15 protein-coding genes are annotated in these 14,330 nt (G+C 39.7%); 10 read left to right on the top strand and 5 right to left on the bottom strand.

The genetic code is table 11. The features are described from left to right. The 3 genes from VRUMOI_RS19190 to VRUMOI_RS19180 all read left to right on the top strand — a co-directional run bounded on the left by VRUMOI_RS19190 (position 1) and on the right by VRUMOI_RS19180 (position 3,339). A complete protein-coding gene (locus VRUMOI_RS19190) occupies positions 1 to 1,200 on the top strand; it encodes a ParA family protein (RefSeq protein ID WP_089138965.1) in 1,200 nt (399 codons plus the stop codon). Beyond that, positions 1,200 to 2,279, top strand: a complete 1,080-nt coding sequence (locus tag VRUMOI_RS19185; protein WP_089138964.1) for a ParB family protein — start codon at positions 1,200 to 1,202, stop codon at positions 2,277 to 2,279. Before VRUMOI_RS19190 ends, VRUMOI_RS19185 begins: the two co-directional genes overlap by 1 nt. 112 nt (positions 2,280 to 2,391) lie before the next feature. Continuing rightward, positions 2,392 to 3,339, top strand: coding sequence for an IS30 family transposase (locus VRUMOI_RS19180; RefSeq protein ID WP_041155238.1), 948 nt, complete (start codon positions 2,392 to 2,394; stop codon positions 3,337 to 3,339). A gap of 114 nt (positions 3,340 to 3,453) precedes the next feature. On the opposite strand, the gene VRUMOI_RS19175 is transcribed toward VRUMOI_RS19180, so the two are convergent. The 4 genes from VRUMOI_RS19175 to tnpA all read right to left on the bottom strand — a co-directional run bounded on the left by VRUMOI_RS19175 (position 3,454) and on the right by tnpA (position 5,135). Then, positions 3,454 to 3,630 (bottom strand): hypothetical protein, encoded by a 177-nt coding sequence (locus VRUMOI_RS19175; RefSeq protein WP_162598470.1) that lies wholly within the window; start codon positions 3,628 to 3,630, stop codon positions 3,454 to 3,456. A gap of 88 nt (positions 3,631 to 3,718) precedes the next feature. Beyond that, complete coding sequence (locus tag VRUMOI_RS19170) at positions 3,719 to 4,369, bottom strand: IS1595 family transposase (RefSeq protein ID WP_089138962.1); 651 nt, start codon at positions 4,367 to 4,369, stop codon at positions 3,719 to 3,721. Then, positions 4,341 to 4,652, bottom strand: coding sequence for a helix-turn-helix domain-containing protein (locus VRUMOI_RS19165; RefSeq protein ID WP_089138961.1), 312 nt, complete (start codon positions 4,650 to 4,652; stop codon positions 4,341 to 4,343). Before VRUMOI_RS19165 ends, VRUMOI_RS19170 begins: the two co-directional genes overlap by 29 nt. A gap of 66 nt (positions 4,653 to 4,718) precedes the next feature. Continuing rightward, complete coding sequence (gene tnpA, locus VRUMOI_RS19160) at positions 4,719 to 5,135, bottom strand: IS200/IS605 family transposase (protein WP_089138960.1); 417 nt, start codon at positions 5,133 to 5,135, stop codon at positions 4,719 to 4,721. Positions 5,136 to 5,193: 58 nt separating this feature from the next. Between tnpA and VRUMOI_RS19155 the strand changes: the two genes are divergently transcribed. Both VRUMOI_RS19155 and VRUMOI_RS19145 read left to right on the top strand, forming a co-directional pair. After that, positions 5,194 to 6,372 (top strand): RNA-guided endonuclease InsQ/TnpB family protein, encoded by a 1,179-nt coding sequence (locus VRUMOI_RS19155; RefSeq protein ID WP_089138959.1) that lies wholly within the window; start codon positions 5,194 to 5,196, stop codon positions 6,370 to 6,372. Between the two features lie 949 nt (positions 6,373 to 7,321). After that, positions 7,322 to 8,389 carry a replication initiation protein gene (locus VRUMOI_RS19145; protein ID WP_089138958.1) on the top strand — a complete coding sequence of 356 codons (1,068 nt, stop codon included), beginning with the start codon at positions 7,322 to 7,324 and terminating at the stop codon, positions 8,387 to 8,389. Between the two features lie 589 nt (positions 8,390 to 8,978). Here VRUMOI_RS19145 and VRUMOI_RS19140 read toward each other — a convergent pair. Next, complete coding sequence (locus tag VRUMOI_RS19140; RefSeq protein ID WP_089138957.1) at positions 8,979 to 9,347, bottom strand: hypothetical protein; 369 nt, start codon at positions 9,345 to 9,347, stop codon at positions 8,979 to 8,981. A 158-nt stretch (positions 9,348 to 9,505) separates the two neighbouring features. Between VRUMOI_RS19140 and VRUMOI_RS19135 the strand changes: the two genes are divergently transcribed. The 5 genes from VRUMOI_RS19135 to VRUMOI_RS19115 all read left to right on the top strand — a co-directional run bounded on the left by VRUMOI_RS19135 (position 9,506) and on the right by VRUMOI_RS19115 (position 14,249). After that, positions 9,506 to 9,904, top strand: coding sequence for a LexA family protein (locus VRUMOI_RS19135; protein WP_027695145.1), 399 nt, complete (start codon positions 9,506 to 9,508; stop codon positions 9,902 to 9,904). Then, positions 9,905 to 11,161 (top strand): Y-family DNA polymerase, encoded by a 1,257-nt coding sequence (locus VRUMOI_RS19130; protein WP_089138956.1) that lies wholly within the window; start codon positions 9,905 to 9,907, stop codon positions 11,159 to 11,161. 66 nt (positions 11,162 to 11,227) lie between these two features. Next, positions 11,228 to 11,365 (top strand): hypothetical protein, encoded by a 138-nt coding sequence (locus VRUMOI_RS19350; RefSeq protein WP_156888664.1) that lies wholly within the window; start codon positions 11,228 to 11,230, stop codon positions 11,363 to 11,365. Positions 11,366 to 12,128: 763 nt separating this feature from the next. Then, positions 12,129 to 13,199: a replication initiation protein gene (locus VRUMOI_RS19125; protein ID WP_174208835.1), complete on the top strand. Its 1,071-nt coding sequence runs from the start codon at positions 12,129 to 12,131 to the stop codon at positions 13,197 to 13,199. Between the two features lie 558 nt (positions 13,200 to 13,757). Beyond that, positions 13,758 to 14,249 (top strand): hypothetical protein, encoded by a 492-nt coding sequence (locus VRUMOI_RS19115; protein WP_162598469.1) that lies wholly within the window; start codon positions 13,758 to 13,760, stop codon positions 14,247 to 14,249. Positions 14,250 to 14,330: the final 81 nt, after the last annotated feature.

The raw sequence follows: 14,330 nt of genomic DNA, 5'->3' as shown, positions 1-14,330 counted from the left end.
ATGGATACCAATCACACCACACAAGATTTTCAGCAACTTAAAGAAGGTGCTGACCAATACATAAAGCGTCGTAATTTGCGCTTATTGGCCAACCACCGTAAAGAATTACGTAACTTCACTCGTGCTGAAGCATCAACCTACTTAGGCATCGATGCTAAAACACTCGATAAATACGTGGCCAGCGCTGAAATCGATCCACGTCGTCATGACGATTCACAATGGTCGATTGATATTGAAGAAATGTATCAAGTTCGCGCCCTGCTTCCTGAATCTTTACGTAAAGAAATTAAATTCGAACGTAGTAGTAAGCAAACGGCACAAGTGATTGTTATTCAGAACCAAAAAGGTGGTGTGGGTAAAACCGTATCTGCCGCAACTATTGCATCAGGTTTAGCGACGGAATTTCATCAAGAGTACCGTGTAGGTTTAATTGATATGGATGGACAAGCCACCCTATCGATGTATTACGCACCAGAAGCGGCCCAGGAAGGCTGTTTATCCGTTGGTGATTTAATGATGCGTAACTTTGATTTAGATGAAGGTGAAACCTACGAACAGGCTGTATCGGAGGCTTTTCTACCTACCACTATACCGAACCTACGAATTTTGCCGGCATCTCAAACGGATAGAGCTATCGAAGGCTGGTTCCATGAACAAGTATTCAGTCAACAACTACCCTCCCCTTACTCTATTTTAAGCACGATCATTGATACGGTTAAAGATGAGTTCGATATCATCATCATCGATACGCCACCATCACTTGGCTATGCTACTTACAATGCCTACTATGCCGCTACCAGTGTTGTCTTTCCGCTCTCCATTACAGAAAATGACATCGATGCAACCTGTTCATACTTTAGCTACATTCCACAGGTCTGGGCATTACTGAAAAATGCCGACCATGCCGGTTATGATTTTATGAAAATATTGCTAACCAATCATAAAGACAGCTCAACCACGACCGAGCTGATGAACAGCCTTTATGATCACTTTGCACCCTATTTGTACTCAAAAGAGTTCAAAAACAGTGAAGCGATCAGACAATCATCCTCACTACTCTCAACCGTGTTTGATATGTCAAAAAGTGAGTACCCGAAAAGTAAATCTACTTTTCAAACAGCACAACAAAATAGTTACGAGGTCACAAGTCAAATTCAGCGTGACATTCTCAGCGTATGGCGTGAACAGGAGCAAGCATAATGGCGAAGAAACGCGGAGCGATCAGCCCACTAGGAAACACAGTCGGCTCTCAAGAAGCACAGCAAGGTGCCACTCAAGTGAATATAGACTCACTATCTCGCCAGCTTTCTACTGAGATTGAAAAAAGTGGTCAATCGGTAGAAGCATTTCTCGCTAAGCAGTTTGGTATTGAAGCGGTTGGCAAAAGTGTTGACTGGGAATTAGCATCAGGCCAGAAAGCAACCTTCCATGAACTCACACTGAGTTATGAGCAAGTAAAGAACAATACCTTTGTCACCTTTGATGTAAATGGCCGTGATCAGTCATTACTCACCAAAGAATCTTTACAAGATCTCGATTCTATTCAGTTCCAACAGTTCTACCCTGCCGTAGGTTATGAAGTTGATGGAAAAATCGATGTACTGGATGGCTCTCGTCGTCGCGCACGTTTCCTACTTGAAGGTGGTAAGCTAAACCAGTTTAAAATCTTGGTTACAAAAGATGCCCTATCAACCAGTGACGCAAAAGCGTTGGCCAAACAGTTACAAACGGCCAAAGAACACAACTTGCGTGAAATTGGTATGCAGTGCCTTGCGCTAAAAAAAGCTAACGTTGATATTACTCAAGCTGAACTTGCCCAAGAACTAGGGTTAAGCCAAGCTGGCGTCAGTAAGGCAATGAAAGCTGCAAATATCGATTCAAAATTAGTGGCATTATTCCCTGTCACTAATGCCCTATCTCATCAGGATTATTCTATTCTTGATAAAGTCATAAAAGCCTTTAGTGATAAGGCTTCTTTAACATCATTTATCAAAACCATTGACAAAAAACTTGTCAATATTCAGGTTGAATATTCAGTAGAAGAGCAAAAAGACGCCCTACTTTCAGCGATCAAAGCTGAGCTAAAAATAGCCGAAGCTAAGCAAGAAAGAGACAAAGCTGAAGTCACCCCATTAGTAGAGTTCGAGACTAAAGGCGTGTTTGCACGTAAGCGCGTGAAAGGCCGTAACTTCTCGTATGAGTTTGGAAGATTGCCGAAGAAGGTTCAAGATGAGTTGGATCAGGCAATAACTAAAATAATAAGTAATCACAATAATTAAGTTTAGACCCGATTTCAGATAATAAGTGCGACATTCATGGAAAGGTGTAGAAGAGGAGGCCAACTGCTAAAAGTGGTACGCTCTTCTCGTCAAAGAAACAAGCAGTACTACCATGAATTATCAGCAGTTGACCGAGGGCAGAAGATATCAGATTTCGGCTCTTTTGGAACGGGGAATTTCGGTTTCTGAAATAGCTAAAACTGTTCAGTGCCATCGCTCTACGGTATATCGGGAGCTTAAACGCGGCCGCAAGGGCAGACATTATTGTCCTAACGAAGCCCAGATGTTATCAATCAAAAAACGCACATCAGCGCGTAAATACCGTATACCACAGGAGCGTGTTGATTTTATCCGCTTGCTTTTAGAAGCGGATTGGAGCCCAGAGCAAATTTCCAGTGTATTAACGAAAGTCGGTGCCGCTGTCAGCCATGAGTGGATCTACCGATTTGTTGCACAGGATAAACGCTTGGGTGGCAAGCTATATCGCCATTTGAGACAAGGACACAAGCGGTATCGTCGCGGTAAAAAAGAAAAAGCGCCCGCTATCAAGAATGCCGTTTCTATCGATGTTCGGCCAAGCATCGTTGACAGTAAGGAGCGATTTGGTGATTGGGAAATCGACACTGTCTTAGGCAAACACGGCACTGGGGCTATGGTGACTATTTTGGAGCGTAAAACACGATTTTACGTGGTAAAAAAAGTGCCATCTAAGTCAGCAGATGATGTCACCAAAGCAACCATAGAGCTACTCATGCCTTATAAGGAGCATGTGCATACCATCACGGCAGATAACGGGAGAGAGTTTGCAGGTCATGAAACCATCGCAAAGGAGTTGGAAGCTGATGTGTATTTTGCCCACCCTTATAGCTCTTGGGAGCGTGGAGCCAATGAGAATGCTAACGGCCTTTTAAGGCAATATGTGAAAAAAGGAACCGATCTAACAACAGTAACGGATAGCGATATTGAATTCGCTCTATCGCGAATAAATTATCGACCAAGAAAGTGTTTAGGCTTCAAGCAGCCAGCGATTGTATTTAAAGAAATGGCATTGGCTGCTTGATATTGGCGAGTGTCGCACTTCGCAGTTGAATTCGGGGATAATAAACTGAGACTTCATTAAAAAAGCCTCAGTTTTATTTCAATGCTCTCTCTATACTAATAATCATTACTTTTATTAAGACTTCCACAGCGCCCGACCACCTGATTGTTTTATTTCATCAGCCAATAACCTAATCATTTCATTTTGTTTTTCAGGACTTAGTTGCTGCATTTCCAAAAACATATGTTGATTAGTAATATCAACTAAATTTTTCGCCAAATCATAAGCTCGTTCTTCTATGGTTTGTTCCACTGTTTGTTTCGGTACAATGGCATAGAGCAACTCAGAATCTACGCCTGATGCTAACTGCTTTAATTGATTTAGGGGCTGTCCTAGATAACTAACCCATACTTACTTTAACCCATTGAGTTAATTCATTTAATTGGCTCTTTGGGTTACTGTTGTTAAATCGCCATTCGCATTCCTTTAAATACAGATAAAAATGCTCTTCTGGAACACCATTAAACTTCCTCATATGGCGCTTTGCTTGACTCCAAAAATTTTCAATTCCGTTGATATGATTTGTTTTATCTGCAAATAATTGACTGTGATTTATCCTGTAGTGCTTAAATTCTGACACATCGAGAGCGTTGTAACTACGCCATGTATCGGTATAAACAATGCTATCTGGCTTAACTTTTTCTCGTATTATGGGGATAAGAGTTTCAGCTTTGGCGTTGGGTATAATTACCGTAAAAACCTTACCATTGCGCTTTAAAAGCCCAAATACAGGCACTTTACCAGCAGCCCCTCGGCCTCGTTTACCTTTACGCTGACCACCAAAATAACTTTCATCGGCTTCTACTTCACCATCAAACATTTCCATATGTTCTTGATGTTCAAATATGATCATCCTAAGTCGATGAAAATAGAAGCTAGCAGTGGTTTTATTCACCCCCACGAGCGATGAAGCTGTTCTAGCTGTCGTTCCAGCAACAAACAGTTCGATCAATCTTTTTTGCTTATACCAACTTAATCGACTCTTTCTCATAAAACCATCCTAGATAATTTTCATTATCTAGGACAGCCCCTTGATTTATTGTTATGCTGCCGTCTGCTTCTTTTCGTTCAAGAATCGAAATTTTATTACGAGATATACCTAACCTAGCCCCTAGTTGAGCTCCTGACATATCTAGTGCTTCACGAATAGTGCGAACCCAACCTTGTTTGGGCATTGTCGGCAACCTTAAGCCAATTAAACTATTCACTTTTTCCTTTAACTGCTTAATTGCAATGGATTTTACGAAATACTGAGAATGTAGATGTTTAGCCATCCTAAATGGCTAGGGTACTCCCTGCGAAAGAGCAGGGAGGGGAATAGCCAAAGGTGCGATAGCACCTTAATGCGGTCTATCCTGTTGTTCGATGTACTGGCGAATAACTGTTAGTGGCGCACCTCCGCATGTTCCAGCAAAGTAAGAACGACTCCAAAGAACATTCTTACCAAACGCCCCTGCCACATCATTAAACTCTCTACGAATCCTGCGTGAACTGGTTGCTTTTAACGAGTTAACCAGTTTTGCAATGCTAGGTGTTTTCGGGGATGTTGATATTAATAAGTGAACATGATCAGGCTCTCCGTTAAATTCCTTTAACTCCGCATCAAAACCCAAGCAAAGCTCTCTAAAAGTTGCCTCAAGGCTTTGTAAGTGTAAATCTCCAAATACTTTTCTCCTGTATTTTGTTACGAAAACGAGGTGTAAATGTAGTGAATAACAACTGTGCCGACCTTTATTAAATTCTTCACTCACTGATATTGCCTTTTCGTTGCAAATACTTATAATAAATACATTATCATTCTACACACTGATTGTCATGTTGATACGTAAAGCATACAAGTTTCGACTAGAGCCTACTGCTGCTCAAGCGGCTAGGCTTGCTGTGCTTTGCGGTCATGCTCGATTTGTGTGGAACCAAGGCTTGCGTTACTGCGTAGATAAGCTGGAGTCTGGCGAGAAGATCCCAAGTGCTTTTGAGCTTAATAAACTGGTGACGCAGTGGAAAAAAGAAGAAGACCTTACTTGGCTCAAAGAGGCGTACACCGATAACCTACAGCAAAAACTTAAAGATTTGCATGGTGCTTGGATGCGATGCTTCGACAAGTCACTAGCGGCTGATAAGCCTAGATTTAAGAAAAAAGGCAAAAACCAAGACTCAATTCGCTTTGTTAACTTCAACAAATACTGCGAGCTAGACGGTAAGCGAGTGAAACTACCAAGCAAGCTCGGTTGGTTGAAGTTTCGCAAGTCTCAAGAAGTGCAAGGCAACATCAAGAACTGCACCGTGAGCTTTAAATCAGGTCACTGGTATATCTCGTTCCAAGTAGAGCAAGATATTGATGAGCCTAAGCATAACACTACATCTGCCGTTGGTATTGATATGGGCGTTGCCAAGTTCATCACGCTGTCTGACGGCTCGCACCTAAAACCGCTTAACGCATTTCGCAAGCATGAAAAACGCTTGGCTATCGAGCAGCGCAAGCTATCAAGAAAAGTTAAATTTTCCGCCAACTGGATGAAGCAGAAAGCCAAAATTCAAAAGCTACACACTCTCATTGCGAATTGCCGCAAGGACTACCTACACAAAGCCTCAAATCAAATCAGCAAGAATCACGCAATGATAGCGATTGAGGACTTACGTGTATCTAATATGTCTAAATCATCGAAAGGCAATGCAGAAGAACACGGCAAGAACGTGAAAGCCAAGTCAGGGCTGAACAAATCAATACTCGATCAAGGTTGGTATGAGTTCAGAAGACAACTTGAGTATAAGCAGTTATGGAATGGCGGCTTAGTTGTTGCTGTACCAGCTCAATACACAAGCCAAACCTGCCCTTGCTGTAGTCATGTATCGAGAGAAAACCGCAAGACACAAGCTCATTTTGAGTGTGTCGAGTGTGGTTACATCAACAATGCGGATATTGTTGGTGCATTAAATATTTTAGAGCGGGGACACCGCTTGTTAGCCTGTGGAGAGTCGGCGTTAGCCGCTTGATGAATCAGGAACTTGCACCTAAAGCAATTTAGCGTGCGCCCTAGTAATGGGAATCCCCCTGCGACTTAGCAGGGGGAGGATGTCAAAATTAATATCTAATCTAGAGGAACACAGTAATATCGTATCACTATACTGATACGCTTTCTTATTTAAGTATCGATTTTTGGATACTTTACGTTTAACTCTTGTCAATATTCAGCCTGAATAATGATAAATATTCACTCTCTTTTAGAATGAGAGATAAACATAGCTTTATGTGTCTAGCCCCCTACTTCAAGTAGAAGCTGAGCTTGTTCTCGGTGCTACGTGGAAAACCATGAGTATTGAGGAAGGAATATGTGGTGAAATAGGAAAACCAACCTGTTCCAACTATGTTAATCGACGAAGAAAAATTCTACTTTAATACCATGATTTCGCACGCATGAGTGTTGTAATACCTCAGGCTGAATTTGCCGCTTGTTAGTCCTTTATATTTGGACGTTGCTGTCTCGAATATTGAACGATAGTGATAACAAGATTGGACGCTTCACTAAGCAACTTATCAATACCTTTAATTATTTATCAATTAATAAAGCTACTGACTCAATTCTGTCAAAACCTAATTTGGTTCACTATGATTCTTTATACCTCTCAGGCAGTTGCTTCAAAGCTATTCAACGTTACTACTACCGGGTTCACAAATAATCATCGAATTAAAAATAGTATACAAATTTACTTAAGGAGTAGGGTAGGGACGATAGATTCCAATGAGTCTCCTTCTTCCTTTAAAACAGTAGCTAACCAAACACACACCACTTTAAAGGTTAACTCCTGTTTACATCGAATATTTTTTGTCAATATTCAGCCTGAATAATCCAGGTGATAGATATACCAACTAGATAACAAAATCTAGGTGTCACTACCTAAATTCTGTTATTATCACCTAAATTATGTCATTTGGATTATTAGAATGGAAGATCAGTCTTTATATTACCCAGTCGTAAGCGACAAGCTCCCAAAACACATAAAGAAAGGCCATCAACTTGTATTTAGCAGACAAGACCTGTCTGCACGAGAAGCCGACCTTTTTGCTCTTATGATTGCTAACATGAAAGTTACCGACTGGGATAAAAACACACCTCATTATGAGTTCACATCACACCAACTTTCTGAATGGCTCGGTATTAATTCTAAACACATAGGCAGTAACTTAAGCCCAGTGGCCAACCGACTTGCCAGCCATAAAGTTGGGATAAAAATAGAGACGAGTAGGGGAGAGGTAGAATTTGATTACCGCCCTTTATTCAAAAATATAAAATACAAAAACGGCGTGTTAACGATGGTGCCGAACGATATGCTTAAAGCCGAGTACATTGAGTATAATCAAGGGTTTGCGCTTATCAATACACATAACTTTCTTGATCTTAATAAAGAATACTCAAAGCGACTCTATGAATTATTAAGCCGCTTTAAAGACCAAGGTTTTGAAATGCACCCTCAAAAACTGAATGATTTGAAAGGTGTTTTTGGTTTACTTGATGAGGCTGGAAAACTTAAAAAAGATAAAAGCTCTTTTAAAAACAACAGTGTCTTCATGAAACGTTGTATTCGTAACAGTATTGAAGAACTTTCTAAGCACCCAACAATCAAAAAAGAACTCTTATTTTTAGAAAGTAGCAATGGCGATAAAGGCTTTGAACTTATCAAGAAGGGGAATCGTATCGTAGAGATAAAATTCTTATTCCGTTGGCTTAAACAAGGTAACGTTGAAGAGCTCAATCTACATGATGCTAAAAACACGATTCAAGTACTTGAACTAAAGCGCTTACAGCATAAAGAACGCCTATCTGATGAAGAACTTATCAAGCTGTCAATGGCATACCGATACTTAGGCAAAGATGAGTATGCAAATAAAGTGGACCAAAGCTTAGCAAAACGCCAAGCAATCATAGAGCCACAGCAAGAAGAAGTGGAAGTGGACTCCGTTTTAGAAAAAATTAATACTCTCATTGAGATAAACGACAACCCTGATTACTGAGATCTAGATAACACTTTTCAGGTGTATATACCTAAATTATGTTATCTACTCACTAAAAATGTTGCATTCATAACACTTTTTAGGTTGCCAAAACAGATCTTAGCTTTGGCAACTAAGATCCAAGCATGCAGATAACATAATTTAGGTAAAAGGTATCAAAAATGTGGTTTTGTCATTAGCAAAACCATTAATTACCTAAATTGTGTCATCAAAACACCTAATAAATGATCAAGAACACCTAAAAAGTGTTATCAAAACACCTAAATTAAGATCAAAGAAGCCTACAATGTGATCATTAATACCTAAAATATGTGATCAACCCACCTAAAAAGTGATCAAAAAATGCATTTAATTTAAATTAAAACAAAGACTTACAATGTCTATAGTTTTTATAGATCTCATAGATATTATAGTTTTAATAGTATTAAATAGATCTTATAGCTGATGTGGATAAGTGGACAATCTTCGATTGACACACTTCACCACATCATTTCAAATTTTCTTATCTTTCCTTTATTTAAGACAGGATGCTCGACTTTCTCTGAGGAGGGAACTATTCATAGATGAAGTTAACCACACTCCCACTCAATTAAGGAGAACGGTAATCATAGTTCTTGTTTTTCTCTCTCGGTATTTCTACCGATAGCAATTGATGTGATTTTTTATCTACTTTTAATAATAAACCTGTAGGGCAGCAATGCGGATCATCTGGAAAATAGGTCTGTCCTGGTAAGTAAATAAAATTATCATCTTCAGTAGCTTTCCAATGATAAAAATTAATTTGGCTTGTTACTGGGAAGAAGCGTTTAAAAAAGGAATCCTCATGGTAACTATTGAGTGTTTCTGCTGAAATCTCCATGATTGATTTTTTTGTGTCACTGATTCCAAATGTTATTGGCTCTGATGAGTAGGCAAAAAAGGTAACTAAGTATATTAGAGGAGTGACCGTACGTACCATATAGCTTCCTTACCCTGTTAATTTTATTAGTAAGTGTAGATCAAATAACAATCAAACTTCACTCCTTGTAATGAGAAATTAGTTTCTCCTTGCGTTTTCGAACAATATCCCTAAAAATAACACTGTGTATTTATACAGTATTATTTTTAGGTGTTTCCATGAAAGTCACTCCAATTTCTGTCAGTGCCGGTATAACCGGTTTTGAATCTCCAGCCTCGGAATACTCTCAACTAGGGTTAGATCTTGATGCGCTTTTGATTAAGCACCCCCATGCAACATTTTTTAGTCGCGTCTCTGGAGAATCTATGCGTGATGATGGCATTTTTGATGATGATATTTTAATCGTCGATAGGGCAGTGAATGTGGTTAATAACAGCATTATTGTAGCTAACTTTAATGGCGAGTTCGTGTGCAAGCGAATCAACACTCAACGAGGGTTACTGTTGTCATCCAATGATGATTATGCGCCTATTTCGATTCATGATTTAGATTCGTTTTCTGTTGAGGGGGTCGTTATTTGCTCTCTACGCTGTCACATACCTGTATCCTGGTGCTAAATGTTCGCTTTAGTCGATGCCAATGCGTTTTATTGCAGTGCAGAGCAAGTATTCCGGCCTGACTTGCGAGGCAAGCCTATCGTTGTGCTATCCAATAACGATGGTTGTATCGTTGCGGCTAACCGCCAGGCAAAAGATCTCGGCATCCCTAAGTTCAAACCCTTTTTTGAAGTGCAAAGATTATGTGAACGTAAGGGCGTCGTGGCTTTATCGTCCAATTATGAGTTATACGCCGACTTATCAGCCAAGATGATGACCGTGATTGGGCGCTTTGCACCTGAGCAGCATATCTACAGTATTGATGAATCATTCTTATCTTTGAGACACTGCCAACAAGCGATCCCAGATTTACGTGCGCATGGCGTATTGATCCGTAAATCCGTATGGAAAGAATGTCGTTTACCGGTGTGCGTAGGAATGGGACCAACGCTAACCTTAGCAAAACTTGCCAATCATGCGGCAAAGAAAATACAGGGCTACCAAGGCGTTTGTGTATTGGATTCAGACGCGGAACGTATCCATATTTTAAAGCATGTTCCTGTCTCTGAAGTGTGGGGGATTGGGCGACGATTAACGACAAAGCTCAATGTTATGGGCATTAAAAGCGCTTATGATTTAGCGTGCTTTGACCCCATGAAAGCACAGCGATTCTTTAATGTAGAGTTGGAACGCACAGTTCGAGAATTAAATGGCCAAGCTTGTAAACAGTGGGATGCCATACGTGCGGATAAGAAACAGATTTTTTCAACGCGCAGTGTCGGCACTCGTATCACGGATTTAGATACCTTACAGCAAGCCTTAAGTAAGCATGTTGGCATTGCCTCCGCTAAAGTCAGAAAGCAACAATCCTTATGTAAAGTAATTATGTGTTTTGCATCAAGTTCACCTTTTGATGCAATCCCAGTCAGCAGTAAGGCAGTACATCATTTTCCTTATCCTACCTCAGATACAACCGTCATTACCCAGGCGGTGAGACAGCTTGCAGAGCAGATGTTTAAGCCAGATGTGCGATATTACAAAGTCGGTGTTGGACTGGTTGATTTAATTGATGGCAAACATGCGCAAATCGATTGGCTGAATCCCAACCCTGACGACCCAAGATTGATGAAAGTATTAGATGGCTTGAACCAACGTTATGGTAGGGATTCGTTGTTTGTGGCAGCGCAAGGTACGGTTGAAAAGTGGGCAATGAGACGAGAAAGGTTAACGCCTCAGTACACGACAAAGTGGGGGGATATACCGGTGGTGAGGTGTTAGTGTTTTTCAAATTTGAAAGGTATAGTATCACTACTTATTGTGTCTTGATGGCGAAAGGTTATAACTATGAGCGTTATCTTTATTTTTTGGGGTATTTCATTGGTCATTGGCTTACTGACTTTATTCGCCTCTCCTTTAGAGAAGAAACTGGATAAGTTAGAAAAATGCTTGTTGGATTATGCAAATTCAAATAATGAAAAGTAATGAAATATCGTGTTAATAATCCGATGATGTAGCTATTCCTGCTTTATTTCGCGAACCTCTTCGCTCGTTCCTCCCTCAATCGGTGGCTCAACCAAGCCCCAATATTCACAAACAACGTTCATTCTGTCGTTTGATTATCTACATGAAGCGAAACTTGGAATCTAAAATAGGATCTATAGTAGTTAACAAAAAAGTTTGCTTTTATTGTTATAAGCAAACTTTTTTGTAAGTTTAGAGCCTGTTTTACATGTTTGTTTGCTTCTCTTGTTTTAAGCAAACAATTTTGTCGATTTAAACATTGTATGAAGGTTTGTTGGTTGAGGTTGCAGCATTTATTCACTTATCCACACACACTATAAAGATCTATTAATAACTAACAAATCTAAAGATCTAACTAGACTAAAAGACTAAGAGATCTATAGCAGTTTTATCTTGTTGATTTTAAATGCTTTTATCTGAATTGCTCGACAGGTTTGTTTGCTTTTAGATCAAAAAGGTTTGCAGTAAGATCATATCCGTTTGCTTTTGGATCAGATTTATTTGCTTTACCACCTAAATAGTTTGCTTTGATGACATGAAAGTTTGCTTATTGATCATTTACTTGTCTTAAAGTGTACAAAAAAGTTTGCTTTTTAATATTGAAGACAACTTTTAGGCTTTGATAGCCTTATTGAGCAAATAATTCTGTGATTTAACTTCATAATTTACACGTTTGTTTGCTTTACGTTTCATGTGTGAGTATATTTTGAGCATAAGTACAAGAATGTTTGCTTGTAGCAAACAAACGTGTGAGTTAACGATGAATTCTAAAAAACTACCAACCCATATAAAGAAAGGGCATCAGCTCGTATTCTCACAACAAGATTTGACGGCTAGGGAAGCAAACTTGTTTGGTTTAATGATAGCTAACATGCGCCCTGAAGACTGGGAAGGTAATACTCCCGAGTATACTTTCACTGCAGCGCAGCTTTCTGATTGGCTTGGTTTGAATAATCGAGCGATTGGTTCACAACTTAATGATGTGGTTAGCCGTCTCTCCTCTAGAAAGATTGGTATCATCCAAGAATCAAAGGGGGATACAGAATTTGAGTTCACCCCTCTATTTAAAAAAGCCAAATACAAAGATCGTGTTTTGACGTTAGTGCCTAACGATGCTCTAGCGAAGGAGTACGTGGAATACAACAAAGGCTTTTCACTGATTAATACCAAAAGCTACTTAGGATTGAAGCGAGAGTACACCAAACGCCTCTATGAGATACTTTCTCGCTTTAAAGGCGATAAGAAGCTCAACCTAATGGAAGTTGAAGCGCTAAAGGCTTATATGGGCATTCTGGACGAGAAAGGGGATATTAAAAAGAATAAGAGCTCATTCTCAAACAATGGCGTGTTTATTACTCGCTGCATTCGAGAAAGCATCATCGAGCTTAGTAACGATCCTAAAACTCAAAAAGAGATCATGTTTCATGAATCTCCTGATGGCCTGGGTATCAAGCTGCATAAACATGGCCGTAATGTACACTCTGTTGAGTTTCTTTATACGTGGATAAACGTTAAAGACCCTGTTGAAGTTCTGAATTTTGAAGATGCTAAAAAAATCATTACTAAGCTTGAAACAAAGCGTCTAACTGGGGATGAGCCTTTAACAATCAATGAGCTTAAATCATTAGCTGCTGCATATCGCGTTTTTGAAGAAGATGAACAAGCAGAGAAAGTTGAAAGAGCGATTATTAAGCGTCAATCAGCTGGGGAAGCAGATGAAAGTGAGGTGGCTGATAAGGCATTTTTAGACAAAATTAAAGAGCTCCAACAAATGAATAATGATGTTGAGTATTAATCAGTTGTTTGTACCTTCTTAACAAAGGAAGGCCATATTGTAAAAATTGAAATTGCAGAATCTCTTTTGCGTTCCTGGTTAATACATGTCCGTGGTTGTGAATTTGCAGAGTTAAATTGGAAACCATCTCCCGAATGGTTGCCTAAATGTGATGATATAGAGAACCTTTTTGATTCAGGGAATCCTTCGGTAAAAATAGCTATGGGACAATTGTCGAAGTTGATTTCGGGGTCGAACCAAAAGTATGTAGATACTAAAATGGCTGCGATCACAGTTGATACGCTGCCATTCCTAAATCGAAAATGTAGAGTAGACGACACCTGTTACCAAGTGTCGTCGCTTTAAGAACCCAGCGTGCAACTTTCACGGCACTAGGCTCAAGCCTTCACTAAGTCACCGATTGGCATCCAGTAACTTATAATGTTGATAACGCACGTAACTATGATGAGATTTATTTATGCAATTAGCTGTTGGCCAATTGTGAAACTACTTGTTTCGTGAATTATCTCAGCCACATTTAGTGGTGTAATATACTCATCATACTGCTCTGCACCACACATGAACATTGATACAAGGAGAAACCAAATTAAATTAATGAGTTACACAGATACTGATGCTGAAATGCTGTTGTCTGAGCTGGTATCGATCGGGCAGCGAGCTTCGGATATGTTTGATCAAATAAAAGAGATAAATAATGAGCCGTCTGCTCAAAGGGTCTACAAACAAATTGGTTTAGCACAGCACCCACTGTTAGACCTCTACACACATGCACGAACAGATACGTATGACCTTTATATCCGTGTTGCTGAGGCGCTTAATTACTGTACTCACATTGGCGAATTAGTAACCTTTCTAGAGGAGAAGCTAATAGATCCTGACGAAGAAGTATTTCATTCTGCTTTCGCTTACATTGAGCAGAGTGGTGATGGGGGGAGTTTTCGAGATATGCTACACCTTTTTGGTGATGTAATTAAAATGTATCGTACTACGCACAGGTTGTTGAAGGAATTACCAGCTACTGTGGCAGCAAAAATGGAGTTGATCCCTTAACTAAAATTAACTACAAATCCATCTGAATCAAAAATGCCTCGAAGTGTGTTACTCAATAACCCTACAAGTGCCACAATGATT

This window comes from Vibrio rumoiensis (assembly GCF_002218045.2).
Lineage (GTDB): Bacteria > Pseudomonadota > Gammaproteobacteria > Enterobacterales > Vibrionaceae > Vibrio > Vibrio rumoiensis.
Note: the sequence above shows the minus strand (reverse complement) of the source record. Positions and strands in the feature narration are given on the sequence as shown.

What these genes read in the sequence shown, in the direction of transcription:
- VRUMOI_RS19115 (WP_162598469.1), top strand. Translation starts at nt 13,758, where the DNA reads ATGAACATTGATACAAGGAGAAACCAAATTAAATTAATGAGTTACACA.
- VRUMOI_RS19190 (WP_089138965.1), top strand. Translation starts at nt 1, where the DNA reads ATGGATACCAATCACACCACACAAGATTTTCAGCAACTTAAAGAAGGT.
- VRUMOI_RS19130 (WP_089138956.1), top strand. Translation starts at nt 9,905, where the DNA reads ATGTTCGCTTTAGTCGATGCCAATGCGTTTTATTGCAGTGCAGAGCAA.
- VRUMOI_RS19185 (WP_089138964.1), top strand. Translation starts at nt 1,200, where the DNA reads ATGGCGAAGAAACGCGGAGCGATCAGCCCACTAGGAAACACAGTCGGC.
- VRUMOI_RS19145 (WP_089138958.1), top strand. Translation starts at nt 7,322, where the DNA reads ATGGAAGATCAGTCTTTATATTACCCAGTCGTAAGCGACAAGCTCCCA.
- VRUMOI_RS19135 (WP_027695145.1), top strand. Translation starts at nt 9,506, where the DNA reads ATGAAAGTCACTCCAATTTCTGTCAGTGCCGGTATAACCGGTTTTGAA.
- VRUMOI_RS19125 (WP_174208835.1), top strand. Translation starts at nt 12,129, where the DNA reads ATGTTTGCTTGTAGCAAACAAACGTGTGAGTTAACGATGAATTCTAAA.
- VRUMOI_RS19155 (WP_089138959.1), top strand. Translation starts at nt 5,194, where the DNA reads ATGTTGATACGTAAAGCATACAAGTTTCGACTAGAGCCTACTGCTGCT.
- VRUMOI_RS19140 (WP_089138957.1), bottom strand. Translation starts at nt 9,347, where the DNA reads ATGGTACGTACGGTCACTCCTCTAATATACTTAGTTACCTTTTTTGCC.
- VRUMOI_RS19165 (WP_089138961.1), bottom strand. Translation starts at nt 4,652, where the DNA reads ATGGCTAAACATCTACATTCTCAGTATTTCGTAAAATCCATTGCAATT.
- VRUMOI_RS19170 (WP_089138962.1), bottom strand. Translation starts at nt 4,369, where the DNA reads ATGAGAAAGAGTCGATTAAGTTGGTATAAGCAAAAAAGATTGATCGAA.
- VRUMOI_RS19180 (WP_041155238.1), top strand. Translation starts at nt 2,392, where the DNA reads ATGAATTATCAGCAGTTGACCGAGGGCAGAAGATATCAGATTTCGGCT.
- VRUMOI_RS19350 (WP_156888664.1), top strand. Translation starts at nt 11,228, where the DNA reads ATGAGCGTTATCTTTATTTTTTGGGGTATTTCATTGGTCATTGGCTTA.